The organism is Cupriavidus oxalaticus (assembly GCF_004768545.1).
Taxonomy (GTDB): Bacteria; Pseudomonadota; Gammaproteobacteria; order Burkholderiales; family Burkholderiaceae; genus Cupriavidus; species Cupriavidus oxalaticus_A.
The window spans coordinates 1,073,821-1,100,150 of record NZ_CP038635.1 but is presented as its reverse complement, the minus strand read 5'-3'; the positions used below and the strand labels follow the sequence as shown (position 1 = coordinate 1,100,150).

The following is a 26,330-nucleotide window of genomic DNA, read 5'->3' as shown; positions in this document are numbered from 1 at the left end:
CCTCAGTCCTCACCGAACACGGCCTGCCACAGCGTGCGCACCTGCGCCCTCTGTCCGGCGACCGATTCCGCCGCCAAGCGCGCGTGCGCCTGGCCGTCGAGCCGCAACTGGTGCTGGCGCGCGCGGAACAGCCGGTAGGCGTCGCCCACCGCCACGGCCAGCGCGGCATCGATCAGCCCGAGCGCGCCGGCCTCGCGCAGCAGCGCGATATTGCCCGCGTTGCGCGTCAGCTGCGGATGCGCGCGGCTGTGCAGCAGCACCAGGTACTGCACCGTGAACTCGATGTCGACCATGCCGCCGCGGTCGTGCTTGAGGTCGAACAGGCTGGTGGGATTGGGATGGCCCTCGGCCACCTTGCGGCGCATCTGCACGATCTCGCCGCGCAGCACCGCGGCATCGCGCTCCTGGCGCAGCACCTCGTCGCGCAGCGCCTCGAAGCGCTCGCCGATGGCCGCATCGCCGGCACAGAAGCGCGCGCGCGTGAGCGCCTGGTGTTCCCAGACCCATGCGGTGTTGTCGCCCTCGCGCAGCTGGTAGCGGCGGAAGGCGTCGAAGCCGGTGACCAGCAGGCCGGCCGCGCCGTTGGGGCGCAGCCGCGTATCGACGTCGAACAGCGCACCCGCCGCGGTATGGCTGGTGAGCCAGGTGATCAGCCGGCGCGCGAAGGCGGCGTAGACATCGGGCGCCCTCTCGTGCTCGTCGTCATACAGGAAGATGATATCGAGGTCCGAGGCATAGCCCAGCTCCTTGCCGCCGAGCCGGCCGTAGGCGATCACCGCGAAGCGCGGCGTGTCGCAATGGCGCGTGGCGAGCTGGCGCCACACCGTCTGCAGCGTGGCATCGAGCATGGCGTCGGCCAGGTCCGACAGCCGGTCGGCCACCTGTTCCACCGTCAGCATGCCCTGCAGGTCTTGCAGCAGTACGCGGAAGGTCTCGGCGTGGTGCTCGCGGCGCAGGATGTCCATCTGGTGCTCGACCTGCCCTTCGGCGGCCAGCAGCCGCTCGTGCAGGCGCTTGCGGAACGCGGCCCAGTCGGGCGCGCCGGCCAGCGCATCGCTGTCGAGGAGTTCGTCGAGCAGTTGCGGATGGCGCGTCAGGTAGGCCGCGGCCCAGCGCGAGGCATGCAGCGTCTGCGCAACGCGGTCCATCGCCTGCGGGTACTCGGACAGCAGCGACAGGTAGGAGGCGCGCCGGCTGATGGCCTCGAGAAAGTCGATAAAGCGCGCGATGGTGCTGTCGGCGTCGTCCTGGCGCGCGGCCAGGTCGAGCGCGCGGTTCACCAGCTGGTCGAAGCGGGCGCGGCTGGACTCGGACAGCGCACGGTAGCGCAGCGACGACGCGATCGCGCGCAACCGGTCGAACAGGCCGGTGCAGTCGGTGAAGCCGGCCGCCTGCAGGCGCCGGCACGGCGTGGCATCGTCGCACGCATCCTCCCCGCCCTGCGCCGGCGCGGCGGCGTCCTGCTGGTTGTCCTGCGCGCGCGCGGCGTTGTCGTCGAGCACGATGTCGGGCCACAGCGCCTCGCAGGGCGCGGCGTCGGGGTCGGAGAAGGTGGCCTCGAACTGCTGCGCCACCGGCTCCTGCAGCGCCGCCAGCCGCGCCAGCAGTTCGTTCCAGCTGGCACAGCCCATCATCCGCGCCACCGCCAGCCGCTCGTCTTCCGAGGTCGGCAGGTGATGGGTCTGGGCGTCGTCGCGGTACTGCAGGCGGTGCTCCAGCTGGCGCAGGAAGCGGTAGGCGTCGCCCAGCTGTCCGGCCTGGCCGGCGGGCAGCAGGCCGCGCTCGACCGCCACCCCCAGCACTTCCAGCGTGGGCCGCACGCGCAGCGCGGGATCCTGGCCGCCGCGGATCAGTTGGAACACCTGCGCCATGAATTCGATCTCGCGGATACCGCCGCGGCCGAGCTTGATATTGAACGAGCGCTGGCTGCCGATATTCATGCCGTGGCCCGCCAGCCCGCCGCTGCGCTTGGCGGCCTCGCTGCGGATCTGCGCATGCAGCGAGCGGATCGCCGCGATCACGCCGTAGTCCAAGTAGCGCCGGAACACGAACGGCGTGGTCAGGCGCGCCAGCAGGCCGGCGGTGCGCTGCGCGTGCGGCGTGCCGAGCGCCGACACCACGCGGCCCTTGATCCAGGCGTAGCGCTCCCACTCGCGCCCCTGCACCACCAGGTATTCCTCCAGCATGCCGAGGCTGCACGCCAGGGGGCCGGCGTCGCCATTGGGCCGCAGCCGCATGTCGACGCGGAACACGTAGCCATCGGCGGTCACCTCGGCAAGCAGGTTGATCAGGCGGCGGCCGAGGCGGATAAAATACTCATGGTTGGACAGGCTGCGCGTGCCGCCCTGCGTGTCGCCGTCTTCGTCATACAGGAAGATCAGGTCGATGTCGGACGAGACATTGAGCTCGCGCCCGCCGAGCTTGCCCATGCCGACCACCACCAGCTCCTGCACCTCGCCGCTCTGCTCGCCGACCGGGCGCCCGAAGGTAGTGGCGAGATCGGCGCCGAGCACCGCCAGGCCATGCTGGATCGCCAGTTCGGCCAGGTCGGTCATGGCGCCGGTGATTTCGCCCAGCGCGGCCAGGCCGCGCAGGTCGCGCTCGATCACCGCGCACATGACTTCGGCGCGCAGCCGGCGCAAGGTGCGCTTGGTGGCTTCCTCGGCATCGGCCGAAGGTTCGTGCAGCGCCTGCAGCCGCGCCTCCATCCACGCGCGCGTAAGCGGCTGCCCGGCCGCCGCCGCGATCACCGCGGGCAGTTCGGGGCGGGCCAGCAGCACACGCCGCGCGTAGTGCGAATACGCTGCCGAGTACAATACGTGGCCGCCACAGCCGGCCGCCTGCAGACCCTGCGGCAAGGCCTGCGCCGCAGTGACGGCAAAGGCGCCGGCGGTCATGGTCCCGGGGCCTTCGCCGGGGGCAAGCGCCGCCGCCGGATCCGCCAGGTAAGCCGGTCCCGGTGTGGCGCCCGCGCCATGTTGGTCGGAGGGATCGCCAGCGGCGGAACTCGTCGGGTCAGAGACAGTCATTCCAGTAATTTGAAATGCGAGAAAAGGTGCGGCCGGTACCGGCGGCAAAGCGGGCGAGCCCGGGTCATGCCGCATCGGTTCACGCCGCGCGCGGTGCGCGCATTCTTGTTGTAGCCGGCCGGGCACCAGATTGGAGAGCGGCTAGTATTGTCGGATAATCTGCGCATGTCCAGCCGCGCCCCACAACCCGCTGACGGTGCTCCCCCCAATGGCGGCGCGGGCGGGCATATGGCCGCCGCTACGCTGCCGGCTCCGGCCAACGACACCGTCAAAAGCTCCGCTACCAGTTCCGCCAACAAATCCGCTGACAACGCCGCGAACAACCCCGCTTCGCCACCACCCGCTCATTCCTTGGCTGCTACAGGTATCGATTCCCCTGCCCTGACGCGCCCCGCGTCGGGCCTCGCGCGGCTGCGCGGCCTCGCCGGCGCCGGCGCGCGCGCGGTCGTTCGCATGGTGCGCCACCCGTTCTGGCGCGGCCTGGGACGCGCGCTGGTACGGCTGGCGCTGGTGCTGGGCGTGCTGGCGCTGGTGGCGGGCCTGCTGATCCGCTTCGTGCTATGGCCGCAGGCATCGGCCGCGCGCGAATGGCTGGAGGAACGCGGCTCGCTCGCGCTGTCGGCACAGGTCACCATCGGCGCGCTCGATACCTACTGGGACGGCTGGCACCCCGCCTTCCGCGCCCGCGACCTGCGCGCCGTGGACAATGGCAAGCGCGTGCTGCTTGCGACCGCCACGCTAGACGGCAAGCTGTCGTGGCGCTCGCTGTTCAGCATGGGCCTGCAGTTCGTCAGCCTGGGCGCCACCGGCACCGACATCCTGGTGCGCCGCACGCCCGAGGGCAAGCTGCTGGTCGGCGGCATGCAGGTCGATGCCACCGGCGGCCAGCAGGAAGACGACCGCTTCCTGGGCTGGCTGATGTCGCAGGGCCGCGTGTCGCTGTCCGACGGCAGGCTGCGCTGGCTCGACGAGAAGGCAGGCCTGCCGCAGCTCGATATCGGCGAAATCCTCCTCGACACCCGCCGCGACGGCTCGCGCCATACCGTGACGCTGGAAGCGCGCTCGCCGGCGCTGGGCCCGCGCCCGCTGGTGGTCAAGTCCACCTTCAGCAACGATTACCTGCACAGCGCCGGCAACTGGCGCTACTGGAGCGGCCAGGCCAGCTGGGACGTGGCCCAGCTGGAATTGCCGGTGCTGCAGCGCTACCTGGCCATGTTCGAGGGCGTGGCCAGCGGCACCTTCAGCACCGACGGCAGCATCGAATTCCGCCAGGGCCGCATCGTGCGCAGCCAGACCCGTCTGCGCGCCAGCAGCGTCGACCTGCAGCTGGCCGGCGCCGCCGCCCCGCTGCGGCTGGCCAATGCGCAGGCCTTTTTGCTGCACCGGACCGAACGCGACGGCAGCAACCTGCTCACCGTCGACACGCTGCTGTGGCAGCCGCAGCCGCAGCCTGCCAGCGGCCAGGCGGCTCCGGCCGACGCCAGCTGGCGCGAAGGCATGCGCAAGGTCGAGCTCGGCTGGGCTTATGCCAAGGACGGCAACCTGCGCAAGTTCACGCTGAAGGCGCCCACGCTGGACCTGAACACGGTGCGCGCGCTGGCCAGCTCGATGCCGCTGGAGACCGCGGTGCTGCGCCGGCTGCGCGCGCTGCAGCCGGCCGGGCACATCGACAACCTCAACGTCAGCTGGAGCCGCGAGCGCGCGGGCATGCTCGACCGCAGCGGTGGCAAGCCCCACTACAGCCTGCAGGGCACGCTGCGCGAAGTCTCGGTCAACGGCCAGGCGGCGGTGCCGGCCCTGGATACCAAGGGCCGTCCGCGGCTGGGCACGCCCGGTTTCTCGCACCTGTCGGGCACGTTCTCGTTCGACGACCAGCAAGGCAGTGCGCGCTTCGAAGGCAATAACGCATCGCTGGTGATGCCCGGGCTGTTCGAGGAGCCGCGCGTGCCGTTCGACCAGATCGGCGGCGACGTGCGCTGGCACCATGCCGGCGGCAAGCTGGTGGTGACGCTGGACGGCATCCGCTTTGCCAACGCGGATGCGGCGGGCTCGGTGCGCGGCACCTGGCGCGCCGGTGGCGACGGCACCTCCGGCATCGCCGACCTGAGCGGCGAGATGACCCGCGCCCAGGTCGCGCGCGTGCCGCGCTACCTGCCGCAGACCATCCCGGCGGGCACGCGGCACTACCTCGCGGGCGCGCTGATGAGCGGCGACGCGGCCGGCGTCAGCTTCGTGCTCAGGGGCGACCTGGAGCATTTCCCGTTCCACGCGCCGTTCGAGAAGGCGGGCGAGTTCCGCGTCGACGTGCCGATCGAGCGCGTCAGCTACCAGATTGCACCGCACGAGACTGGCGCGGGGGGCGCGCCGCTGTGGCCGGTGTTCACCGACATCGCCGGACAGGTCACATTTGACCGCGGCGGCATGACCTTCCTGGCACGGCGCGCCTCGGTGCACGACATCCCGGGCGTGGTGCTGCAGGACGTCAACGGCCGCATCGACGACCTCAGCGAGCATGGCCGCCTCGCCATCGACGGCGGTGCCAGCGGGCCGGTGCAGGGCTTCCTGCGCTATATCGCCGCCTCGCCGGTGCGCGAATGGACCGCGCGCGTGGCCGACGCGGCACGCGCGCATGGCAACGGCGAACTCAGGCTCAGGCTCGACATGCCGCTGGAGCACGCCAACGCGGCCAAGGTGGAGGGCCGTTTCCGCTTCCCCGGCAACGACGTGGTGCTCAGCCCGCAGCTGCCGGCATTCGGCAATGCCAGCGGCGACATCACGTTCAACGAGCACGGGTTCGGGCTGGAGAACCTGCGCGCGCGCTTCCTGGGCGGCGAAGTCAAGCTCGGCGGCGGCACCCAGCCGGAAGGGGGCACGCGCGTCACCGCGAGCGGCACCGTCTCGGCCGCGGGCCTGCGCGAGGCCGCGGCAGGCTCGGCACTGGCGCCGCTGGCGGCCAGGCTGGAAGGCAGCACCGGCTACAACACCGTGATCGCGATGCGCGAACAGGAGCTGCAGGTGCAGTTGAATTCATCGCTCAACGGCATGGCGATCGGATTGCCGGCACCGCTGGCCAAGGCGGCGGCGCACGACCTGCCGCTGCGCGTCGAGCTGCGCCCCGCGCCCGGCCGCGCCGGCATCGACGAACTGGCGCTGCAGCTGGGCAACGCCCTCAACGCACGCTACCTGTTGCGCCGCGACCAGAACGGCGGCAATGGCATCGAAGTCGTCGCCGGTGGCATTGGCGTGCAACAGGCGGCGCCCGCGCCGATGGCCGGCGTCAGCGCCGCGGCGACCTTCGACCGGCTCGACATAGACGCCTGGCGCGCGGCCTTTGCCGGACCGGCCTCCACGGGCGACGGCGGGCGCCCCTCGCCCTTCCTGCCCGGGCGCATTGCGCTGCGCGCCGGCACGCTCCATGGCATGGGCCGCACGCTCGACGACGTCGCGCTCGACGCCACGCGCGAGCGCGACGGCTGGAATGCCAGGATCGAATCGCGCCAGATCGCCGGCGCCGTGCAGTGGCAGCCGGCCGCCGGTACCGCTGGCGCCAATGCCACGGGCGCGCTGCAATTGCGACTGTCGCGCCTGAACGTGCCCGACGCCAGCGACGAGCAGAACGTGGTCGACGCCCTCGCCAGCAGCATCGACGAACTGCCCGCCATCGACCTGGTCGCCGAGCAGTTCATGCTGCGCGGCCACGACTTCGGCAAGCTGGAGGTCAAGGCGCATACCGGCACCAGCGGCACCGACCCGGTCTGGACCCTGGACAAGCTGAGGATCGAACAGCCCGATGCCACGCTGACCGGCCACGGCAGCTGGCGCGTGCCGCGCCGGCTGCGCGCCGACGGCAGTACCGAGCGCCGCACCCTGCTGTCGTTCGTCATCGACATCGGCGACGCCGGCGCCACGCTCGACCGCCTGGGGCTGCCGCACACGCTGCGCGACGGCAAGGGCAAGCTGGAAGGCCGCGTAGCCTGGCGCGGCTCGCCGCTGTCGATCGACTACCCGACGTTGTCCGGCAAGCTGTCGCTCGATCTGGAGAATGGCCAGATCCTAAGCGTCGAACCGGGCGCGGCGCGGCTGCTGGGCGTGCTCAGCCTGCAGGGGCTGCTGCGCTTTGCCACGCTGGACTTCCGCAGCCTGTCGGGGCGCGGACTGCTGTTCGACCGCATTTCGGGCTCTGGCACGATCGAGAACGGGGTCGGCACCATCCAGGATTTCGAACTCAAGAGCCCGCAGATCATCGCCAGCATGAGCGGCACCGCCAACCTGCTGCGCGAGACCCAGGACCTGCGCGTGGAGGTGGTGCCGCGCATCAATGCCACCTCGACCTCTGTGGCGGCCGCCTTTATCAACCCGGTGCTGGGCATCGGCACGCTCGCCGCGCAACTGCTGTTTGCCGACGAGTTCTCCAAGGTATTCACCCAGCACTACCGCATCACCGGCAGCTGGGCCAACCCGCAGATCGGCAAAGTGGAGGAGAATAATATGCAAGCCCCCCGCTTCCAGAACCGCGCCGAGCCCGCGCTCCCGCACTGAAGCCGCTGCCGTCCGAGAGAACTCAAGAGAGTCCAAAGAGGAAACCAACGCCCATGACCGCCCCCGCCCCGTTCCGCGTGGCCGCCGTGCAGACCGTTACCGGCACTTCGCTCGATGCCAACCTCGCGCGCGCCGAGGCGCTGATCGCCGAGGCCGTAGCCGGCGGCGCGCAGCTGGTGCTGCTGCCCGAATACTTCTGCATGATGGGCCGCTCCGAAGCGGACAAGGTGGCGGTACGCGAGCACGACGGCGATGGCCCGGTGCAGCAGTTCCTGGCCGGCGCCGCGCGCCACCATGGCATCTGGCTGGTGGGCGGCACGCTGCCGATGTGGTGCGACGACCCGGAGCGCGTGTACAACACCTCGCTCGCCTTCGACCCGCGCGGCGAACGCGTGGCGCGGTACGACAAGATCCACCTGTTCGGCTTCACGCGCGGAGCCGAAAGCTATGACGAATCGCGCACCATCCTGGCCGGCCGCACCCCGGTCAGCTTCGATGCACCGTGCGGCCGCGTGGCCATGTCGGTGTGCTACGACCTGCGCTTTCCCGAGCTGTACCGCGGGCTGGCGTCCGGCGCGGGCACCAGCCTGATCCTGATGCCGGCCGCCTTCACCTACACCACCGGCCAGGCGCACTGGGAAATCCTGCTGCGCGCACGAGCCATTGAAAACCAGTGCTATGTGCTGGCCGCCGCACAGGGTGGCAAGCATGAGAACGGCCGCCGCACCTGGGGCCATTCGATGCTGGTCGACCCGTGGGGTGAAGTGCTGGCCATGCTGCCCGAAGGCGAAGGCGTGGTGGCCGGCACCATCGACCCGGCGCGGCTCGAAGAGGTCCGGCAAAACCTGCCGGCATTGCGTCACCGGGTGCTGTAGCATGTACGCAACCGCGGGGCCGCATGTGATCGCGCATTTGATCTCATCCGGCACCCGCACCAGGTATTTCATGCCACCGGCAATTCCATGGCTTGCCGGGGCGGCAAACAGAAGAAAGGACATCTCATGAACGCCGGCGATCTCGGAATCCGCAACCTGGCCACCGCGCAGCAACTGCTGCTGGCGCCATACGGCCTGGACGAGGCCAAGCTGCAGCGCGTGCTGGCCGATATCTTCACGCACAAGGTCGACTACGCCGACCTGTACTTCCAGTACACCCGCAACGAGGCCTGGAGCCTGGAAGAAGGCATCGTCAAGTCGGGCAGCTTCAGCATCGACCAGGGCGTGGGCGTGCGCGCCGTGTCGGGCGACAAGACCGCCTTTGCCTATTCGGACGACATCAGCCTGGCCGCGCTGTCGCAGGCGGCTGCCGCCACGCGCACCATCGGCCGCGCCGGCAACGGCCGCGTCAAGGTGGCGGGTGAACTGGCCTCGCACGCGGGCCGCAACCTGTACGCGCCCAACGACCCGCTCGATTCGATGACCGCCGCCGAAAAGGTGGCGCTGCTCGAGCGCATCGAACGCATGGCGCGCGCCAAGGACCCGCGCGTGGTGCAGGTGATGGCAGGCCTGGCCGGCGAGTACGACGTGGTGCTGGTGGCGCGCAGCGACGGCGTGATCGCCGCCGACGTGCGCCCGCTGGTGCGCGTGTCGGTGACGGTGATCGCCGAACAGGGCGGGCGCCGCGAGATCGGCTCGTCGGGCGGCGGCGGCCGCTATGCCTATGGCTATTTCACTGACGACCTGCTGCAGAAGTACGTGGAGGAAGCCGTGTCGTCGGCGCTGGTCAACCTTGACGCCCGCCCCGCCCCGGCCGGTGCCATGACCGTCGTGCTGGGCCCGGGCTGGCCCGGCGTGCTGCTGCATGAGGCGGTCGGCCATGGCCTGGAAGGCGACTTCAACCGCAAGGGCTCGTCGGCATTTTCCGGCCGCATGGGCGAACGCGTCGCGGCCAAGGGCGTGACGGTGGTTGACGACGGCACGCTGGCCAACCGCCGCGGCTCGCTCAACCTGGACGACGAAGGCAACCCGACCCAGTGCACCACGCTGATCGAGGACGGCATCCTGCGCTGCTATATGCAGGACACGCTCAACGCGCGCCTGATGAAGATGCCGGTCACCGGCAACGCGCGCCGCGAAAGCTATGCCGCGCTGCCGATGCCGCGCATGACCAACACCTACATGCTCAACGGCGACAGGGACCCGCAGGAAATCATCGCCAGCGTCAAGAAGGGCTTGTATGCGGTCAACTTCGGCGGAGGCCAGGTCGATATCACCAACGGCAAGTTCGTGTTCTCGGCGAGCGAGGCGTACATGATCGAGGATGGCAAGATCACGTACCCGGTCAAGGGCGCGACGCTGGTCGGCAACGGCCCCGAATCGCTGAAAGACGTGACCATGATCGGCAACGACATGCGCCTGGATTCCGGCGTTGGCGTCTGCGGCAAGGAAGGCCAGAGCGTGCCGGTGGGCGTGGGCCAGCCGACGCTGCGGATCGAAAATATGACGGTGGGCGGCACGGCCTGACGCCGCATCGCCACAACGAAACGGGACCCGCGGGTCCCGTTTCTCATGGTGTGTCGGGGGCGAACGGCCGCGCCTCGTACACCAGGTTGAACGGCGTCTGCGCCGCCCTGCGGAAGCTGCCGAAGCCGGCCTGCTCGGCCACGCCGCGCATGCGCGCCTCGCCTGCCTGCGCACCCAGGCATAGCCCCACTTCCTGCGAGCGCGACGCCGGCGTGCAGATGAACGTGGAAGCGGAATAGAACACGCGTCCGACGGGGTTCAGGTTGTCTTCCAGCTTGTCGTTGGCAAACGGCTCGACAATCATCCATGCGCCGTCCGGCCGCAGCGTCTCGCGCACGTGCCGTGCCGCGCCCACGGGGTCGCCCATGTCGTGCAGGCAGTCGAACACCGCCACCAGGTCGTAGTCCTTGCCGGCGTAGTCCTTGGCGCTGGCCACTTCGAAGCGCACGCGGTCGCCCACACCGGCGCGCCGCGCGGCCTCGGTGGCATGGCGTACCGAAGGCTCGTGGTAGTCAAAGCCGACAAAACGCGAGGCCGGATAGGCCTGCGCCAGGATGATGGTCGACGCGCCATGGCCGCAACCCACATCGGCCACGCTGGCCCCGCGCCTGAGCCGCGCCTCGATGCCGTCGAGCGCGGGGATCCATTCCGAGACCAGGTGCGCGGAATAGCCCGGCCGGAAAAAGCGCTCGGTGCCGTGGAACAGCGCCGGGTCGTGTTCATGCCAGCCCAGCCCGCGCCCGTTGCGGAAGATGTCGATCATCTTCGGGATAGCGCGGAACTGCGCCACCGCTATCTGGAACGCGCCTGGAATGAACGCCGTGCTGCCCTCTTGCGCCAGTGCAAAGGCCTGCTCTTCGTTCAGGCTGAATTCCGCGCTGTCGGGATCGTAGTCGACGTAGCCGCTGGCGGCCTGGGCCGACAGCCATTCGCGCAGGTAACGCACGTCGGTACGGGTTTTTTGCGCCAGCATATCGGCGGTCATCGGCTTTTCCGCCATGGCCTTGTACAGGCCCAGTTCATCGCCGACCACCACGGTGGCGGCGTGCATCACCGCGCCGATATCGTGGACGAACTTCTCCATGAAGGCATTCAGCCTCGCCTCGTCGACGCTCATGATGCACCTCCCCGTGCGCTCCCTCCCGTTCAATATAGGCGGCGGCCTCAGGCGATACAGCAGGAAGCGGCGCGCCACGACAGCTACCGTGCGGTGCCGCACGCGGCGCCGCGGACACTTGCCAACCCCGGCAAAAGGCGCTATAAAGATGCTTCGTCGCGCCGCAGGCAACCAAGGCACGCCGAACAATTGTCGACCGGCGCGCAATTTTCTGCCTTTCTGCCACGCAGTGCAGCATGAATCCAGCGCCTATCCACAAAATCGAATCAAGCTGACCTCAGCCAACATCCTTTTCCGCCATGTCCGCTAAGTTTTACTTTTACTTCTTTAGCGATCTCACACCGCTGGCGGATAGGGAGGGACGGCTGTAAGCGCCCCGAATACAAAAAAAACCGCCAGCGACCCTGGCGGTTTTTTTATACCCCATTGCTTCCCCACTCTCACGACCTCACAAGATTCACGGAGCCATCATGCTGAAGAACACCGACGACCTGCGCATTCGCGAACTCAAGGAGCTGCTGCCGCCGGCGCACCTGATCCGCGAATTTGGCTGCTCAGAAGCGGCTTCGGACGTGATCTACGGCGCGCGCCAGGCCATGCACCGCATCCTGCATGGCATGGATGACCGGCTCATCGTCATCATCGGCCCGTGCTCGATCCACGATACCCGCGCCGCGCTGGAATACGCCAAGCTGCTCAAGGTGCAGCGCGACCGCTTCGCCAACGAGCTGGAAGTGGTGATGCGCGTCTACTTCGAGAAGCCGCGCACCACGGTGGGCTGGAAGGGCCTGATCAACGACCCGCACATGGACGGCAGCTTCAAGATCAACGACGGCCTGCGCACCGCGCGCGAGCTGCTGCTGAACATCAGCGAGCTGGGCGTGCCGACCGGCACCGAGTACCTCGACATGATCAGCCCGCAATATATCGCCGACCTGGTCAGCTGGGGCGCGATCGGCGCGCGCACCACCGAGTCGCAGGTGCACCGCGAGCTGGCCTCCGGACTGTCGTGCCCGGTGGGCTTCAAGAACGGCACCGACGGCAACGTCAAGATCGCGGTGGACGCGATCAAGGCCGCGTCGCAACCGCACCATTTCCTGTCGGTGACCAAGGGCGGCCACTCTGCGATCGTGTCGACCTCGGGCAACGAGGACTGCCACGTGATCCTGCGCGGCGGCAAGGCGCCCAACTACGATGCCGCCAGCGTGCAGGAAGCGTGCGACGCCATCGCCAAGGCCGGGCTGGCCTCGCGCCTGATGATCGACGCCTCGCATGCCAACAGCAGCAAGAAGCATGAGAACCAGATCCCGGTGTGCGAAGACATCGGCCGCCAGATCGCCGGCGGCGACCAGCGCATCATCGGCGTGATGGTCGAATCGCACCTGGTGGCGGGCCGCCAGGACCACGTGCAAGGCACGCCGGTGGAAAACCTGACCTACGGCCAGTCGGTCACCGATGCGTGCATCGGCTGGGATGAATCGGTCAAGGTGCTGGAAGGCCTGGCGGAGTCGGTGCGCCAGCGCCGCCTGGTGCCGGGCAGCGGCAACTGAGCCATCAGAGGCGCGCGCCTCGCATGACCGCCGGCTACATCCGGCTGTCGTGCATGGCGCCGCCGCCGAGGTCCGCCAGTTCCGGCGTCACCTCGGCGTAGCGCCGCAGCCTGCCGCCATGGCGGGCGATAAAGGCGCTGGCATCGCTCTCGGCGCGGAAGCTCGCCAGCGTCGGCCCCATCGATCCGTGGCGCCCGCTGCCGGCGACATACACGCCGGTGGTGGCATCGAACCAGTGGCCGCGCGGCCGTTCCCAGTCAGCCCGCGCCATGTCCTGCACGAACACCGCGCGCACCGGCCTGACCTGCTCGGGCCGCAGCAGTGCGTGGAACATTTCCACTGTGTCGCAAAACCACTGCGGGCGCGCGTCGCCGGCGTAGAAGATCTGCGCCTTGGGGCCGGGATAGTCGGCCAGCAGCATGCCATCCAGCACGCAGGCGGTGGCGGATTCGATTTCCTGCGGCTGCGCGGTGCCTTCCGGCTTCTTGCCGCAGGCGGCAACGAGGACCGTGGCGCCGGCCATGGCAAGCATCAGGTGGCGGCGGCGCAAAGAGGATGGGGAACACATCAGCGGAATCTCCTGGCAGCAAGGACCAGCGGCACGGCAATCCACGCCAGCAGCGCCGCGCCGGTGGGCCAGGGGCTGGCCAGCGCCGGCGGCACGATGCTGGCAACGCCGCCGGCGCTGCGCAACTGGTCGAGTGAAAAGGCATTGACGATGCGGAACAGGTCCGCGGGGTTCAGCAGCAGCAGCCACGCGATCCAATCGATGCCGGACCCGCTGGCGCCGCCCTCGCCCGCGCCGGCGACCAGCAGCCCGAGCAGCAGCAGGTCGAACACCAGCACGAAAAAGAACCACAGGCCGATCGCCAGGCCCGATGCCTGCGCGCGGTCGCGCGACAGCACCGACAGCCACAGCGCCAGGCTCAGGAACGCCAGGCCGAGCAGCCCGGCGCTGGCGACAAAGCCGAGGTAGTGGTACAGGCCGGCCCAGCCGAACTGGCGCGCCAGCAGTAGCGCCATCAAGGCAAAGCCGCCGGCGGTGGCAAGCAGCAATGCGGCGGCCAGCCCGAGGTACTTGCCCAGCAACAGCTCGCCGCGCGTCAGCGGCAACGACAGCAGCAGGTCCAGCGAGCCGCGCTCGCGCTCGCCCACCACGGCATCGAAGCCGAGCAGCAGCGCGATCATCGGCACCAGGTAGATCACCAGGCTCGCCAGGCTGGTGATGACGAACTCCAGCGAACGCGGTCCGAGCACACCCTGCTCGGCGCCGCCGAAATAGCCGATCGCCACCGACAGCGCGGTGAAGACGACGGCCACGGCCAGCACCCAGCGGTTGCGCATGCGGTCGCGGAATTCCTTGGCGGCGATCGCTGCCACCTGCCTTGCATCGATGCGCGCGCTCATGCTTGCCCCCGCATGCCGAGGAACAGGTCTTCGAGCGAGGGCTCGCGGATCTGCAGGTCACGCAGGCGGCCCGCAAGCGGCTGCAATGCGGCGAGCATCGGCATCTTGGCGGCAACGGGACAGCGCACGGTCAGTTCATCCGGCCCTTCCTCCATCTCGTCCACCACTTCGATCATGCCGTACGCTTGCGTCCGCAGCAGGCGCAGCGCGTGCTCGCGCGCGCCCGGTTCGAGGCGCAACCGCAGTGTCAGCGGCAGCCCCGCCTGCGCGCGCAGCGCCTCCAGGCTGCCGGTGGCCTGCAAGCGGCCGCCGGCAAGAATGGCGAAGCGGTCGATGCGCTGCTGCAGCTCGGCCAGGATGTGCGAGGTGATGACGATGGTCACGCCGCGCTCGCGCAGCGCGTCGAGCATCCGGTAGAAGTCGCGGATTGCCGCCGGGTCCAGCCCGTTGGTCGGTTCGTCGAGAAACAGCACGCGCGGTGCGCCGAGCAGCGCCTGCGCGAAACCGAGCCGTTGGCGCATCCCTTTCGAATACTCGCGCACCGGCCGTGCGGCGGCGGCGGACAGGCCGACCTGGTCGAGCATCGGCGCGCAGGCATCCGCGTTCACGCCCTTCAGGCGCGCGAAGAAGCGCAGCGTTTCGAGCCCGCTCAGGTTGTCATACAGCACCAGATGCTCGGGCAGGTAGCCGATGCCGCGCCGCGCGGCGCGAAAGGCGCGGCTGCCCACGTCGGCACCGGCGACGCGCAAGGTGCCATGCGTGGGCGGCAACAGCCCCAGCATCATCCTGAACAGCGTGCTCTTGCCCGCGCCGTTATGCCCGATCAGCCCGATCAGTTCGCCCTGCCCCACGCTGAGGCTGACATCGTCCACGGCGCGCAGCGAGCCGAAGTGCCGGCTGACGCCGGTCAGCGCAATGGCATCCGTGATCATTTCAGTTGCCGGTCTGAGCATCCCAGTCCCTCCAGTTGGCGCGCACCGGGCGCATCCGCGGATAGGCATCGACCACGCCCGGCGCCCGGATCACCGGGAACTGCCGTGCCGTCAGCCGCAGCGCCTGCAGCGCCGGACTGCCCAGCAGCAGCGTCACCCCGGGGTAGCGCCAGCCGAGCCGGTCGACGAGGTCATTGGCCTGGTATGGCACGTCACCCACGCCATCGCCGTCGCGGTCCCAGCCCAGGTAGCCGCTCCAGTAGTTGCCCTGTCCGCGCCCGCCCCACGGCTCGTCGCGCGCGCCCACGTAGCGCACCGGCTCGCGGTTGCCGATGAAATCGTTGCCCTGCACCACGTTGCGCGTCGAGCCGGCCGACAGGTGCACGCCGATCGCATTGCCCAGCACCAGGTTGCCGCGCAGCGTCGCGTACTCGACGTCGTAGATAAAGAAGCCGCGCTGGTTGCCGGCGACTACATTGCCTTCGATCACCGAGTCCTGCAGCGTGCGCAGCATGATGCCGTGGTCGGCATTGCCCCAGGTGCGGTTGTTGCGCACGACCTGGTCGCGCACCTCCATCAGCGCCAGCCCGCCGCGGTTGCGGTAGCTGTCGTTGCCTTCCCACAGGTTGTGGTACGAGTTCATGTAATGGGTGCCGTAGCGGCTGTGGTGCAGCCGGTTGCCGCGAAAGATGGCGTGGTGCGAGACATCGACATAGAGTGCATCGCGCACGAAGCTGATGTTGTTGTCGAGGATGCGTGCGCCGCGCGTGTTGTAGAGCTGCACGCCGTTGCCGCGCTGCGCCGAGTTGTAGTCGCGCTTGCCGGTGATGGTGTTGCGTTCGATGCGGACATCGTCGGCCTTCTCGATCCACAGCCCGAACAGGTTGTAGGTCAGGTCGCAATGGCGCACCACGGCGCGGTGCGCGCCGGGGCGGATATAGATGCCGGCGTTCTGGTCCTTCAGGCTATCGCCGGAGTCGCGCACGATCAGGCCTTCGACGGTCACGTCCGGCGCCGTGATGCGCAGCGTATCGCCGCGCAGCGCGCCGCCGAGCGTGGGCCGCGCGATGCCGCGCAGCACCAGCGGCTTGTCGATGACGAAGTTGCCGGTGTAGTGGCCGCGCGCGATCTCGATGGTGTCCCCCGCGCCGGCGGCATCGATCGCTGCCTGCAGCGACTGGCCGGGCTGCACGCGCCAGGTCGCGGCCTGCGCGCAGCTTATCCATAGGAGCACGATACCAGGCAGCAGCTTCATGCGGCCAGCATCCCCATCGCCTTCAGCGCCAGGAACAGCAACGCACCGACCAGCAGGTTCTTGAAGCCGACATAGCTAAGCATGTCCATCACAGTTGCGCGCCGGTAACGGCCGCGCCACCACGGGCCATCCTTGACATAGCGCTTGCCGGACAGGCGGATCAGCACTTCATAGAGGCTCCAGCCCAGCCACCAGCCGATCACCGCGCCGGCGCGCATCTGTCCGCTGGCCGCCAGTGCCCACGCAACGGTTGCGGCCAGCGCCACCGCGAGGCCCGCCAGCTGCAGTGCGGCAGCGGTGCGCCAGCCCTGCCCGCTCCATGGACACAAGTGGTCCCACAGCTCGGCGACCCAGCGCGCGACGCCGGCCGTTACCGCGTAGGGGGGCGCCACCGGGTCCGTCGGCATGCGCGGATCCGGGCCCGACGGCTGCGCCGCTTCAGCCGGCACCGGCACCAGCGGGATGAAATACCCGTTGCGTCCCACCGGCGTCAGCGGCAGCGCGTCGCGTTCGCGCCGCTTGCGCTCGCGCGCCAGCGGCGGGCAGCCGCGCGTATCGGTATAGAGCACCATGCAGTCGAGGCAATGCAGGCATTCGCGATGGTCGATGCGGCCATCGGCATCGATCGCCTGCGCGCCGCAGCCCACCGCGCATGCCTTGCAGTGGTTGCAGTCGGGCTTGCGCCGCAGGCCAAACCAGCGGAACGTGCTGGGCATTGCCAGTGCGGCGCCGAGCGGGCACAGGTACTTGCAGTAAGGCCGTTCAATGAACAGCGACAGTCCCAGCAGCGTGCAGGCGAACAGCCCGTAGGGCCACGCGCGGTTCGGGATGCCGACCAGGAAGGTCGTCTTGAACGGCTCGATCTCCGCCAGCATCTCGGCCAGCGCCATCGAAAACACCGACACCGCCAGCAGCCCGAAGAACACGCCGTACTTGACCCACTTGAGCCGGTCATGCCAGCGGCGCGGCAACTGCCGCTGCCATCGCTTCAGGCCCTGGAAACGGCCCAGCTTGTAGATCGCCTCGGACAGCGAGCCGAACGGGCACAGCCAGCCGCAGAACAGCCCGCGCCCGAACAGCAACACGGTGATGATAATGAAGATCCAGAAGCAGAAGATAAAGGGATCGCTGAGGAACAACGCCCAGTCCCAGCGCAGCAGCAGTGCATGGAACCACGTCAGCACCTGCGTGATCGATGGCTGCGCCATCGCGCCGAAGCCGACAAAGACAATGCTGAGCGCCCAGGCGGTGTATTTGAACGCATTGACCGGCCATTTGTTTTTGTGTGTAGCGCGCCGCGTCAGGCGCTCGCGCAGTGCGTAGACCAGCGTGACCGCGCCGAGCAGCGCGATGAACAGGCCAATTGCGGTGGCCTGCTTGCGCCAGACCTTGCGCCACGGCGCCTCGGGTTCGTCGAGCTGCGGCCGGCCGCCCTGCAGCATCGCTGCCGGCAGCCAGTATGGCGCATCGAAGCTGGCGAAGCTGCGCGTGCCGGTGGCGCGGTCGACGCGATTGCCGAGGAATGACAGCTTCCACGGATACGCCGCGGAAAACGCCGGCGACCGGATCACGAAGATCGCCGACTCCGTCACCGCCGGCGCGCCCTCCGCCGCGACGCCGTAGAGGTTGAGGTAGTCCAGGTCGCGGAAGGTGAACGCGTCGGCACCCTGGCGCACCTGCACGCGATCGTAGATGCCGCCGCGCACGAAGCCCGAGCCCTTGAACGATTCCGCCCCCCGGGTGCGGACCACGAAAATGGCGTGCTCGCCGGGCTTTAGCTGCGCGCGCAGCCCCTGCCAGCCGGCATCGCCCAGCACGCTGCGGCCGATGTCGGGATGATTGAGATCGCCAAACCACAGTTCGATAAAGGGCTCGCCGCTGCCGGGCAGCCCGACCTGCGCCGGCTGCACGAGCAGCCGCTGCACCAGTCCGCCGGCCACCAGTTGCTGCCAGCCATATTGTTTTCCGCTTTCGGCGAACCGCGCCGGTGCCCGCTTCGCCGGCGCCAGGATGCCGACCTGCCGCGCCACTGCCGCGCCCGACGTGGTCAGCACCTGGTTCTGCGCGATCACCGTCACGGTGGCGCCGGAAATCGCATCGACACCGACCACGCCTTCGTCCGGCCGCGACTGCCCGACCTCGATCTTGTCGGCAACCGATTTGCCGACGTACTGCTGGTTGAAATCGAGCAGCGCCGATTCCGGGATGCCCAGCAGCAGGATCGGCTCGGAATGCTTCAGCACCCTGACTCCGGTGTACTGCCCTCGCGTATCCATGCCGATCAGCGTCACCACCGGCTTGCCGGAATACGCTGGCGTATCGGTGATGTCGGTGGACAACATCACGTACCCGATCACCTCGCGCTTGCCGTCCGCGCCAGTGCGATAGCCTTCGACGTAGGGCGGTTGTCCCTTGCGCGGAGAGAAGCTGGTGGCGCCGGGCAGCACTTCGGTGCAGGACACCAGCGCGCACAGGTCCGCCGCGGTGGACAGTTCCGGCGGCAAGGCCGCCTCGTAAGCGCCGGCGTGCGCCGGCACGGCAAAGCCAAGCGCCAGCAGGCACACGGCGAAGCCCGCCGCAAGCCGTTCGAGAATTGCGTGGATCATGGGAATTGGGGGCAAGGGACGACCGGCGCAGCAGCGGGCACCGCGCCAGGTCATCCACGCATGCCGTCTCAGGCCTCGACGATCATGCGGCTGCGCATCTCAAGATGCAGCGCGTGGCAGAAGTGGGTGCAGTAGCACCAGAACACGCCCGGCTTGTCGGCGACAAAGGTTACCGACGCGGTCTCGAGCGGATTGACGATGAAGTTGATGTTGTATTTGGGGATGGCAAACCCGTGCGTCAGGTCTTCGATCTTGTCCAGGTTGGTCAGGATCAGCGTGACCTCGTCGCCCTTCTTCAACTTGATTTCGCGCAGCGAGAACACCGGCGCCTGCGACGTGATCTTCACCGTCACCTTCCTGCCGTTGCGGAACACGCCCGACTGCTGCGGATCCTTCACCGCCAGCGGGAAATCATCCAGCGCATAGACCTGCTTCGGCCGCAGCAACTCGCGACGGAAGATGATGAAATCGTGCGGCTCGCTGTGCACCGGATGGTCCGCCAGCAGCACCATCTTGTCGCCCGAGATATCGATCAGCTGCTCGTTCTCGGCATGCAGCGGCCCCACCGGCAGGAAACGATCCTTGGAGAACTTGCAGCCCACTGCCAGGAACTTGCCGTCGGCGGCGACGGTTTCGGACTGGGAGGCGTTCAGGTGGCCGGGCTGGTACTGCACGTCGAGTCGGTCGACCACGTACTTGGCGTTCTTGTCGCCCTTGTGGAAGCGGATCGCCGCGTCGATATTCCACTTGACGATCTGGCTGTCGAGGAACAGCGTGGTGTAGGCATTGCCGCGCCCGTCGAAGGCGGTATGCAGCGGCCCCAGGCCCAGCTCGACCTCGGCGACGATGGCATCGTCGGGCGTCTCCAGCTTGCCGTCGAACCAGTCCAGCACCTTCGCCAGTTCGATCACGGTGCCGGTCGGCGACAGCTTGCCGGCGCAGATGAAGTACTTCTGGTCCGGGCTGGCATTGACGCCGTGCGGGTTCTTCGGCACCGAGACGTAGGTGGTCAGCGCGGTCTTCGGGTCGGCGTTGGCCGCGTGCGTGCCGTCGACCACCGGCACCTTCGAATCGCCGATGGTCTTGAATTTCCCATCCTTGATCGCAGCCTCGATGCGGGCGATGTTGAAGAACAGGCAGGCATCGCGCTCGGCCGACATCATGTCTTCATAGCGCGCGCCCATCTCGACGTTGTACTGGTTGGTGGCAGCCAGCTTGCCGTCGTACGAGGATGCGACCAGGTCGCAATTGCCGTCGATCAGCACCTGCCAGCGCACCGCCATCGTCTCCGCATCGACACAGGTGAACAGCGAGCGGTACTTGCCGGCGTCCTCGGTCGGCGTATTGGGCAGCGGCAGGGCGAACTCCGCGCCGCAGAACACGCGCGTGGTGTAGTTGATGTTCGCGTCGACGGGGTCGCGCTTGTCCGGAAAAATGCCGTGGAAGCCCTGCACGTTGGGCAGGTCGGTGATCTTGTCGCAGACAAAGTAGTCGAGCCGGATGCGCGCCAGCCGCGCGTTGATCTTGTCGTTGATCCACGCGTAGCGGCCATCGTAGTTGCCGTCCTTGTAGGAGGCATGCACGTGGTGCGTGTCGCCGACGGTGTACAGCACGTTGCCATCGGGGCGCGTGCCCATCACGCGCTTGGATTCATTGGTGATGCCCCAGCCGGTCAGCGCGTCGGGCACGAAGCACGGGATGCGGTGCAGCTCGCGCCCCGAGGGCAGGCCCAGCACGCGCACGTCGCCCGCATGGCCGCCGCTCCACAGGCCGTAGTAAGTATCGAGCTCGCCCGGCTTCAGGTGCACCGACACGCCGGCAGGGGCGCCGCCATGTCCTGCCTGGGCAGCGCTTGCCGCGGTGGCCGCGGCGGGCGCGGCGCCCTTGTCCGTGCACGCCGCCACGCCGGCCAGCCCGGCCAGCGCCGCGGTATTGATAAAGCGCCTTCGTCCCGGTGCCGCCGGTGCATCGGTGTGTGCCAGTGGGTGTTGCGAATGCCTCGTCATCTTCGATCCTCGAACCGTCATTGCAATGGGCGGAGGGCTCCGCCTGCTCTCTTCGTTGTGTGGGTGGCCTGATGTTGCCGGTTACAGATAGTCGAAGCAGTTGGCGTGAACGAGGTTGACGGTCGTCATGGATATCTTAAATATTCATTTTTGATGCATGTTTTTTTGAAGACTGCCCGGAGAATGGCGACACCACAACGTCAACGACTAACGCGGCATGCGCCGCCCACCCTGTCATGCGCGCCAAGACCCTGCCGGCAACGCTGTCTTCCTCCTCTCGCATCGACGCCATGCGGCGCAACGTTCTGCGCGCCGCCGCGGCCACCATGCCGATGCTTGCCACCGCCATGTTCGTCAGGCCCGCGTTGGCCGATGCCACGGTCACGCGCGCATCGCGGCGCCTGCTGGGCACGCAGGTCGATATCGTGGTGCAGGACAGTTCTTACCAGGCTGCAAGGTCCGGCATCGCCGCCGCCTTTGCGGAAATGGCGCGCCTGGAGCAATTGATGTCGCGCTACCGGCCGGACAGCCAGGTCAGCGCGCTGCAGCGCGCAGCGGGCCGGCAGCCGGTGCCGGTCGCACCGGAACTGATGGCAGTGCTCCAAGCGGCGGCAGCACTGTCGGCGCGCACCGGTGGCGCGTTTGACATCACCGTCGGCGCCTTTGCCGGCTGGCACTTCGGTGAAGGCAATGCACGCGTGCCGGCTTCCGCCGAGCTGGCACGCGAACGGACGCTGGTGGACTACCGGCAGGTCATGCTCGACGAACGCCGGGGCGAAGCGATGCTGCTGCGCCCCGGCATGCGCCTGGACCTGGGCGGCATCGCCAAGCTGCCGATCCTGCAGGCCGGCATGCAGGCACTGCGCAGGCATGGATTGCATCATGCCATGATCAATGGCGGCGGCGATGTGCTGGCGAGCGGCCAGCTGCAAGGGCGCGACTGGCGCGTGAGCGTGCGCGATCCGCGCGCACCGGCACGGCTGCTGGGCGTACTGGAGGTATCCGACGCCGTGGTAGCGTCATCGGGCGACTATGAGCGCTGCTTCGTCGCCAACGGCAGGCGCTACCACCACGTGCTCGACCCCGCCACCGGCATGCCGGCGTCGGGTCCGCATGGCGTGACGCTGGTGGCTTCACCGGCTGTGGCGGTCAATGGACTCGGTGCCGCGTTGATGGTGGCTGGCAAGTCCGCCGCGGCCGGCCTGCTGCTCGATGCGGCCGGCGTCGATGCGTTGGTCGTCGGCGACGGTGAGCCGTGGCTTACGGCAGGGATGCGCCGCCGGCTGGCAGGTGTGGCAGCGTAGGCCGCGCGGGCGCGCCGCCCAAAGAAAAGACCGCCTGTCCAAGGCGGCCTTTTCCTCTGCAACGGCGCGACGGTCGCCGCTATGGCTTACTTCTTAAGCACCAGGTCGCCCGGCAGCGACTCGATATACGCTGCGATATCCTTCAACTCCTTGCGCGTGAACGGACGCGGCTTGCCATCCTTGCCGGTCACGGCCGGATTGGCGTTGACCTGGCCGGCCATGATCGCATTGGAGCGGCCCACCAGCGCGTTGCCCGACACCTGGTACGACGCCATCGCGTGGTACAGGTAGTCGGCATGCTGGCCGGCCAGCTTGGGATAGTCGGGCGAGATCGGCTTGTTCAGGCCCTCGCCGTGGCAGGCCACGCAGGCACCCTTTTGCACCAGCGCCTTGCCGTTGGCGAGGTCGGCGGCCGAAGCCGGCAGTGCGGCGGCACCCAGCACGAGTGCGCCGAGCGCGATCGAAAGCGTCTTGAGCGTCTTCATGATGGGTCTCTTACTTCAGGGCGTTGTTCTGGGTATTCGGCTTCTGCTGCGAGTAGTAGGCCGCCACGTCGGCGATTTCCTGCTCGGTCAGCGTGGCCGCGATGCTGCGCATGGTCGGGTGCTTGCGCTCGCCCTTCTGGTACGCCTTCAGCGCGTTTTCGATGTACTTGGCGCTCTGGCCGCCCAGCATCGGCACTTCATAGATCTCGGGGAACGACGCACGGTAGCCCGGAATGCCGTGGCATCCGATGCACATTGCAACCTTGTCCTTGGCAGCGTCTCCATTGCCCTTGACTTCCTGTGCCTGCGCGCCCATTGCAGCCGCGCCCAGCACCACCATCGTGAGGAGCTTTTTCATTGTCTTTGCGGATTGGAAATTAAACCGTGCGTGACCTGCCCTGCCGGGCGGAGACGGTTTCAGAATGCTTCTGGGGGAAAGCCTGGCTTGTCGGTGGGGTTGCAAGAGTTGCAACCCGCCAGACCCGCCCAGACATTCGGCATCCGGGATCATTGCCGTGATGTGGAACACATTCTGGAACCACCTCGCGCAATCGCCGCGACCCGGACGGGCCGCTGGGACTTCTGAGCGCGGACTGCCGGATACTGGAGAACTGGACGTGGGGGCGCGTCAAACCGGCGCATTGTACAGCAGGCGGCACCTGGCAGTCCAGCTACCGCCCCTGGATGCCGGCCGTCTGTCAGGCCCGCCCAACACGAACCGCAAAGGTCTTTTATACTGGCCCATTCCGGGAAAGCGCACGACCGTTCGCAGACGCTCGATGGCAGGCCCGGACGAACCATACCGCCCATGATGAAAGCGCGCGTGACAGCGCGAAGAGACTGCGCCAAACACGCCAACCCGGCCCGAACCGACCAAGACAGGGCCGTCACCTCCAGGTTGCCTCATGTCAAACACCGCCAACGCTTCCGCCCAAGCTTCTTCCGCCCAGCAGGCCCGTTTCGAGGGCAGTGACCAGTATGTCGCCACCGACGACCTCAAGCTGGCCGTCAACGCCGCGCGCACGCTGCAGCGCCCGCTGCTGATCAAGGGCGAGCCCGGCACCGGCAAGACCATGCTGGCCGAGGAAGTGGCCGCCGCGCTCGGCATGCCGCTGCTGCAGTGGCATATCAAGTCGACCACCAAGGCGCAGCAGGGCCTGTACGAGTACGACGCGGTCTCGCGCCTGCGCGACTCGCAGCTCGGCGACGACCGCGTGCACGACATCCGCAACTACATCGTCAAGGGCGTGCTGTGGCAGGCCTTCGAGGCCGACCAGCAAGTGGTGCTGCTGATCGACGAGATCGACAAGGCCGACATCGAATTCCCCAACGACCTGCTGCGCGAACTCGATCGCATGGAGTTCTACGTCTACGAGACGCGCGAACTGGTCAAGGCGAAGCACCGTCCGCTGGTGATCATCACCTCGAACAACGAGAAGGAACTGCCCGACGCCTTCCTGCGCCGCTGCTTCTTCCACTACATCAGGTTCCCGGACGCCGACACCATGCAGCAGATCGTCGACGTGCACTACCCCGGCATCAAGCGCGAGCTGGTCGCCGCCGCGCTGGAATCGTTCTACGAGATGCGCAACCTGCCGGGCCTGAAGAAGAAACCGTCCACCTCCGAGCTGATCGACTGGCTCAAGCTGCTGATGTCCGAGGACATCCCGCCCGATGCGCTGAAGAGCCCCGACAAGAAGGCCGCGATCCCGCCGCTGCACGGCGCGCTGCTGAAGAACGAGCAGGACGTGCACCTGTTCGAGCGCCTGGTGTTCATGAACCGCGCCAACCGCTGAGCGAGCATTCTGTCATGACCGCTTTTGCCAAACCCGTGACCCTGGCCGGCAAGCACGCCACGCTGGAGCCGCTGCGACCCGAGCACGCCGACGGCCTGCGCGCCGCCTGCGCCGACGGCGAGCTGTACAAGCTCTGGTACACCAGCGTGCCCGCGCCCGAGCGCATGGAAGCCGAGATCGTGCGGCGCCTGGGCCTGCAGGAGCAGGGCTCGATGCTGCCGTTCGCGGTGCGCGACGCCGCGGGCGAACTGGCGGGCATGACCACTTACATGAATATCGACGCGGCCAACCGGCGCGTGGAGATCGGCTCGACCTGGTACGCGCGCCGGGTCCAGCGCACGCCGCTGAACACCGAGTGCAAGCTGATGCTGCTCGGCCATGCCTTCGACCAGCTCGACTGCATCGCCGTTGAATTCCGCACGCACTGGATGAACCAGCAGAGCCGCGCCGCGATTGCGCGCCTCGGCGCCAAGCAGGACGGCGTGCTGCGCAACCACCAGCGCATGCAGGACGGCTCGTTGCGCGATACCGTGGTGTTTTCGATCATCGCCAGCGAATGGCCGACGGTGCGTCAACACCTGCAATTCCAGCTTGACCGTCCGCGCTGAAGCGGCCGCCTATCACCTGAGCAAGGCATCATGCTGATCGACTTCTTCTTCTCGCTGCGCCACGCCAAGCTGCCGGTCTCGGTCAAGGAATACCTGACCATGCTGGAAGCGCTCAAGGCGCAGGTCATCACGCCCTCGATCGACGAGTTCTACTACCTGTCGCGCATGACGCTGGTCAAGGACGAGAAGCACTTCGACAAGTTCGACCAGGCCTTTGCCGCCTACTTCAAGGGTGTGGAAAGCCTGGTTGACTGGAAGTCCGACATCCCGCTCGACTGGCTGCAGAAGACGCTGGAGCGCGAGCTGTCGGCCGAGGAAAAGGCCAAGATCGAGGCCATGGGCGGCCTCGACAAGCTGATGGAACGCCTCAAGCAACTGCTCGAGGAGCAGAAGGAAAAGCACGAGGGCGGCAACAAGTGGATCGGCACCGGCGGCACCTCGCCGTTCGGGCACGGCGGCTACAACCCCGAAGGCATCCGCATCGGCGGCCCGAGCAAGGGCAACCGCACCGCGATCAAGGTGTGGGAAGCGCGCACCTACAAGGACTATGACGACCAGGTCGAACTGGGCACGCGCAACATCAAGGTGGCGCTGCGCCGCCTGCGCCGTTTTGCGCGCGACGGGGCCGACACCGAGCTGGACCTGGACGACACTATCCACTCGACCGCGGCCAATGCCGGCCTGCTCGACATCAAGCTGCGGCCCGAGCGCCACAACAAGGTCAAGGTGCTGATGCTGATGGACGTGGGCGGCTCGATGGACGACCACATCAAGCGCGTGGAAGAACTGTTCTCGGCCACCAAGACCGAGTTCAAGCACCTGGAGTACTACTACTTCCACAACTGCCTGTACGACTACGTGTGGAAGAACAACCGCCGCCGCCACGCCGAGAAACTGGCCACGTGGGACCTGCTGCACAAGTACACGTCCGACTACAAGATCATCTTCGTCGGCGACGCGACCATGAGCCCGTACGAGATCCTGCAGCCCGGCGGCTCGGTCGAATACAACAACGCCGAGGCCGGCGCGGTGTGGCTGAACCGCATGACCGAGCAGTTCCCACACTTCGTCTGGCTCAACCCCGAGCCCGAAGGCCTGTGGCAGTACCGCCAGTCGATCACGGTGATCAACCAGCTGATGAAGGGGCGCATGTACCCGGTCACGCTGGCGGGGCTGGAATCGGCGATGAAGGTGCTGTCGAAGTGAGTGAGTGAATGCCGCGTTAGGGACGATC

18 protein-coding genes are annotated in these 26,330 nt (G+C 67.8%); 8 read left to right on the top strand and 10 right to left on the bottom strand.

Annotated features, from left to right (window positions below; translation table 11 throughout):
- Positions 1–2: 2 nt before the first annotated feature.
- On the bottom strand, positions 3–3,029 hold the full coding sequence (glnE, locus tag E0W60_RS15885; RefSeq protein WP_135704919.1) for a bifunctional [glutamate--ammonia ligase]-adenylyl-L-tyrosine phosphorylase/[glutamate--ammonia-ligase] adenylyltransferase: 3,027 nt from the start codon (positions 3,027–3,029) through the stop codon (positions 3–5).
- A gap of 165 nt (positions 3,030–3,194) precedes the next feature.
- Between glnE and E0W60_RS15880 the strand changes: the two genes are divergently transcribed.
- The 3 genes from E0W60_RS15880 (at position 3,195) to tldD (ending at position 10,030) form a co-directional block, all read left to right on the top strand.
- Positions 3,195–7,568, top strand: a complete 4,374-nt coding sequence (locus E0W60_RS15880) for a YhdP family protein (protein WP_240745944.1) — start codon at positions 3,195–3,197, stop codon at positions 7,566–7,568.
- Positions 7,569–7,621: 53 nt separating this feature from the next.
- Positions 7,622–8,443, top strand: coding sequence for a carbon-nitrogen hydrolase family protein (locus tag E0W60_RS15875; RefSeq protein ID WP_135704918.1), 822 nt, complete (start codon positions 7,622–7,624; stop codon positions 8,441–8,443).
- A 126-nt stretch (positions 8,444–8,569) separates the two neighbouring features.
- Positions 8,570–10,030 (top strand): metalloprotease TldD, encoded by a 1,461-nt coding sequence (gene tldD, locus E0W60_RS15870; RefSeq protein WP_135704917.1) that lies wholly within the window; start codon positions 8,570–8,572, stop codon positions 10,028–10,030.
- 43 nt (positions 10,031–10,073) lie between these two features.
- Here tldD and E0W60_RS15865 read toward each other — a convergent pair whose 3' ends face one another.
- Positions 10,074–11,147, bottom strand: coding sequence for a class I SAM-dependent methyltransferase (locus E0W60_RS15865; protein WP_135704916.1), 1,074 nt, complete (start codon positions 11,145–11,147; stop codon positions 10,074–10,076).
- A gap of 470 nt (positions 11,148–11,617) precedes the next feature.
- On the opposite strand from E0W60_RS15865, the gene aroG reads away from it, so the two are divergent.
- Positions 11,618–12,697 carry a 3-deoxy-7-phosphoheptulonate synthase AroG gene (gene aroG / locus E0W60_RS15860; RefSeq protein WP_165971581.1) on the top strand — a complete coding sequence of 360 codons (1,080 nt, stop codon included), beginning with the start codon at positions 11,618–11,620 and terminating at the stop codon, positions 12,695–12,697.
- 34 nt (positions 12,698–12,731) lie between these two features.
- On the opposite strand, the gene E0W60_RS15855 is transcribed toward aroG, so the two are convergent.
- From E0W60_RS15855 to nosZ, 6 genes are all read right to left on the bottom strand, one after another.
- Complete coding sequence (locus E0W60_RS15855) at positions 12,732–13,265, bottom strand: nitrous oxide reductase accessory protein NosL (RefSeq protein WP_133097682.1); 534 nt, start codon at positions 13,263–13,265, stop codon at positions 12,732–12,734.
- Positions 13,265–14,104: an ABC transporter permease gene (locus tag E0W60_RS15850; protein WP_195428084.1), complete on the bottom strand. Its 840-nt coding sequence runs from the start codon at positions 14,102–14,104 to the stop codon at positions 13,265–13,267. Before E0W60_RS15850 ends, E0W60_RS15855 begins: the two co-directional genes overlap by 1 nt.
- A complete protein-coding gene (locus E0W60_RS15845) occupies positions 14,101–15,036 on the bottom strand; it encodes an ABC transporter ATP-binding protein (RefSeq protein ID WP_195428085.1) in 936 nt (311 codons plus the stop codon). The genes E0W60_RS15850 and E0W60_RS15845 overlap by 4 nt, the downstream gene beginning before the upstream one ends.
- A gap of 1 nt (position 15,037) precedes the next feature.
- Complete coding sequence (locus E0W60_RS15840) at positions 15,038–16,291, bottom strand: nitrous oxide reductase family maturation protein NosD (RefSeq protein ID WP_135704915.1); 1,254 nt, start codon at positions 16,289–16,291, stop codon at positions 15,038–15,040.
- Complete coding sequence (locus E0W60_RS15835; protein WP_135704914.1) at positions 16,288–18,897, bottom strand: NosR/NirI family protein; 2,610 nt, start codon at positions 18,895–18,897, stop codon at positions 16,288–16,290. Before E0W60_RS15835 ends, E0W60_RS15840 begins: the two co-directional genes overlap by 4 nt.
- 68 nt (positions 18,898–18,965) lie before the next feature.
- Positions 18,966–20,903 (bottom strand): TAT-dependent nitrous-oxide reductase, encoded by a 1,938-nt coding sequence (nosZ, locus tag E0W60_RS15830; protein ID WP_135704913.1) that lies wholly within the window; start codon positions 20,901–20,903, stop codon positions 18,966–18,968.
- 290 nt (positions 20,904–21,193) lie between these two features.
- Here nosZ and E0W60_RS15825 point away from each other — a divergent pair, with 290 nt between their 5' ends.
- On the top strand, positions 21,194–22,207 hold the full coding sequence (locus E0W60_RS15825) for an FAD:protein FMN transferase (RefSeq protein ID WP_431189911.1): 1,014 nt from the start codon (positions 21,194–21,196) through the stop codon (positions 22,205–22,207).
- 86 nt (positions 22,208–22,293) lie between these two features.
- Here E0W60_RS15825 and E0W60_RS15820 read toward each other — a convergent pair whose 3' ends face one another.
- Together E0W60_RS15820 and E0W60_RS15815 are read right to left on the bottom strand one after the other, a co-directional pair.
- Complete coding sequence (locus E0W60_RS15820; protein ID WP_135704912.1) at positions 22,294–22,692, bottom strand: c-type cytochrome; 399 nt, start codon at positions 22,690–22,692, stop codon at positions 22,294–22,296.
- Positions 22,693–22,702: 10 nt separating this feature from the next.
- Complete coding sequence (locus tag E0W60_RS15815; protein WP_133097676.1) at positions 22,703–23,050, bottom strand: c-type cytochrome; 348 nt, start codon at positions 23,048–23,050, stop codon at positions 22,703–22,705.
- Between the two features lie 547 nt (positions 23,051–23,597).
- Here E0W60_RS15815 and E0W60_RS15810 point away from each other — a divergent pair.
- From E0W60_RS15810 to E0W60_RS15800, 3 genes are read left to right on the top strand one after another with little or no spacing between them, the layout of a single operon-like run.
- On the top strand, positions 23,598–24,488 hold the full coding sequence (locus E0W60_RS15810) for an AAA family ATPase (RefSeq protein WP_133097675.1): 891 nt from the start codon (positions 23,598–23,600) through the stop codon (positions 24,486–24,488).
- Between the two features lie 14 nt (positions 24,489–24,502).
- Positions 24,503–25,096: a GNAT family N-acetyltransferase gene (locus E0W60_RS15805; protein ID WP_133097674.1), complete on the top strand. Its 594-nt coding sequence runs from the start codon at positions 24,503–24,505 to the stop codon at positions 25,094–25,096.
- 30 nt (positions 25,097–25,126) lie between these two features.
- Entirely contained in the window at positions 25,127–26,302 is a 1,176-nt protein-coding gene (locus tag E0W60_RS15800; RefSeq protein WP_135704911.1) for a vWA domain-containing protein, read from the top strand.
- The last annotated feature ends 28 nt before the right edge of the window (positions 26,303–26,330 follow it).

Bases quoted from the DNA above. Each gene is read 5' to 3' on its own strand.
- E0W60_RS15880 (WP_240745944.1), top strand. From the start codon at position 3,195: ATGTCCAGCCGCGCCCCACAACCCGCTGACGGTGCTCCCCCCAATGGC.
- E0W60_RS15820 (WP_135704912.1), bottom strand. From the start codon at position 22,692: ATGAAGACGCTCAAGACGCTTTCGATCGCGCTCGGCGCACTCGTGCTG.
- E0W60_RS15875 (WP_135704918.1), top strand. From the start codon at position 7,622: ATGACCGCCCCCGCCCCGTTCCGCGTGGCCGCCGTGCAGACCGTTACC.
- E0W60_RS15805 (WP_133097674.1), top strand. From the start codon at position 24,503: ATGACCGCTTTTGCCAAACCCGTGACCCTGGCCGGCAAGCACGCCACG.
- nosZ (WP_135704913.1), bottom strand. From the start codon at position 20,903: ATGACGAGGCATTCGCAACACCCACTGGCACACACCGATGCACCGGCG.
- E0W60_RS15865 (WP_135704916.1), bottom strand. From the start codon at position 11,147: ATGAGCGTCGACGAGGCGAGGCTGAATGCCTTCATGGAGAAGTTCGTC.
- glnE (WP_135704919.1), bottom strand. From the start codon at position 3,029: ATGACTGTCTCTGACCCGACGAGTTCCGCCGCTGGCGATCCCTCCGAC.
- tldD (WP_135704917.1), top strand. From the start codon at position 8,570: ATGAACGCCGGCGATCTCGGAATCCGCAACCTGGCCACCGCGCAGCAA.
- E0W60_RS15840 (WP_135704915.1), bottom strand. From the start codon at position 16,291: ATGAAGCTGCTGCCTGGTATCGTGCTCCTATGGATAAGCTGCGCGCAG.
- E0W60_RS15835 (WP_135704914.1), bottom strand. From the start codon at position 18,897: ATGATCCACGCAATTCTCGAACGGCTTGCGGCGGGCTTCGCCGTGTGC.
- E0W60_RS15825 (WP_431189911.1), top strand. From the start codon at position 21,194: ATGCGGCGCAACGTTCTGCGCGCCGCCGCGGCCACCATGCCGATGCTT.
- aroG (WP_165971581.1), top strand. From the start codon at position 11,618: ATGCTGAAGAACACCGACGACCTGCGCATTCGCGAACTCAAGGAGCTG.
- E0W60_RS15850 (WP_195428084.1), bottom strand. From the start codon at position 14,104: ATGAGCGCGCGCATCGATGCAAGGCAGGTGGCAGCGATCGCCGCCAAG.
- E0W60_RS15815 (WP_133097676.1), bottom strand. From the start codon at position 23,050: ATGAAAAAGCTCCTCACGATGGTGGTGCTGGGCGCGGCTGCAATGGGC.
- E0W60_RS15855 (WP_133097682.1), bottom strand. From the start codon at position 13,265: ATGTGTTCCCCATCCTCTTTGCGCCGCCGCCACCTGATGCTTGCCATG.
- E0W60_RS15810 (WP_133097675.1), top strand. From the start codon at position 23,598: ATGTCAAACACCGCCAACGCTTCCGCCCAAGCTTCTTCCGCCCAGCAG.
- E0W60_RS15800 (WP_135704911.1), top strand. From the start codon at position 25,127: ATGCTGATCGACTTCTTCTTCTCGCTGCGCCACGCCAAGCTGCCGGTC.
- E0W60_RS15845 (WP_195428085.1), bottom strand. From the start codon at position 15,036: ATGATCACGGATGCCATTGCGCTGACCGGCGTCAGCCGGCACTTCGGC.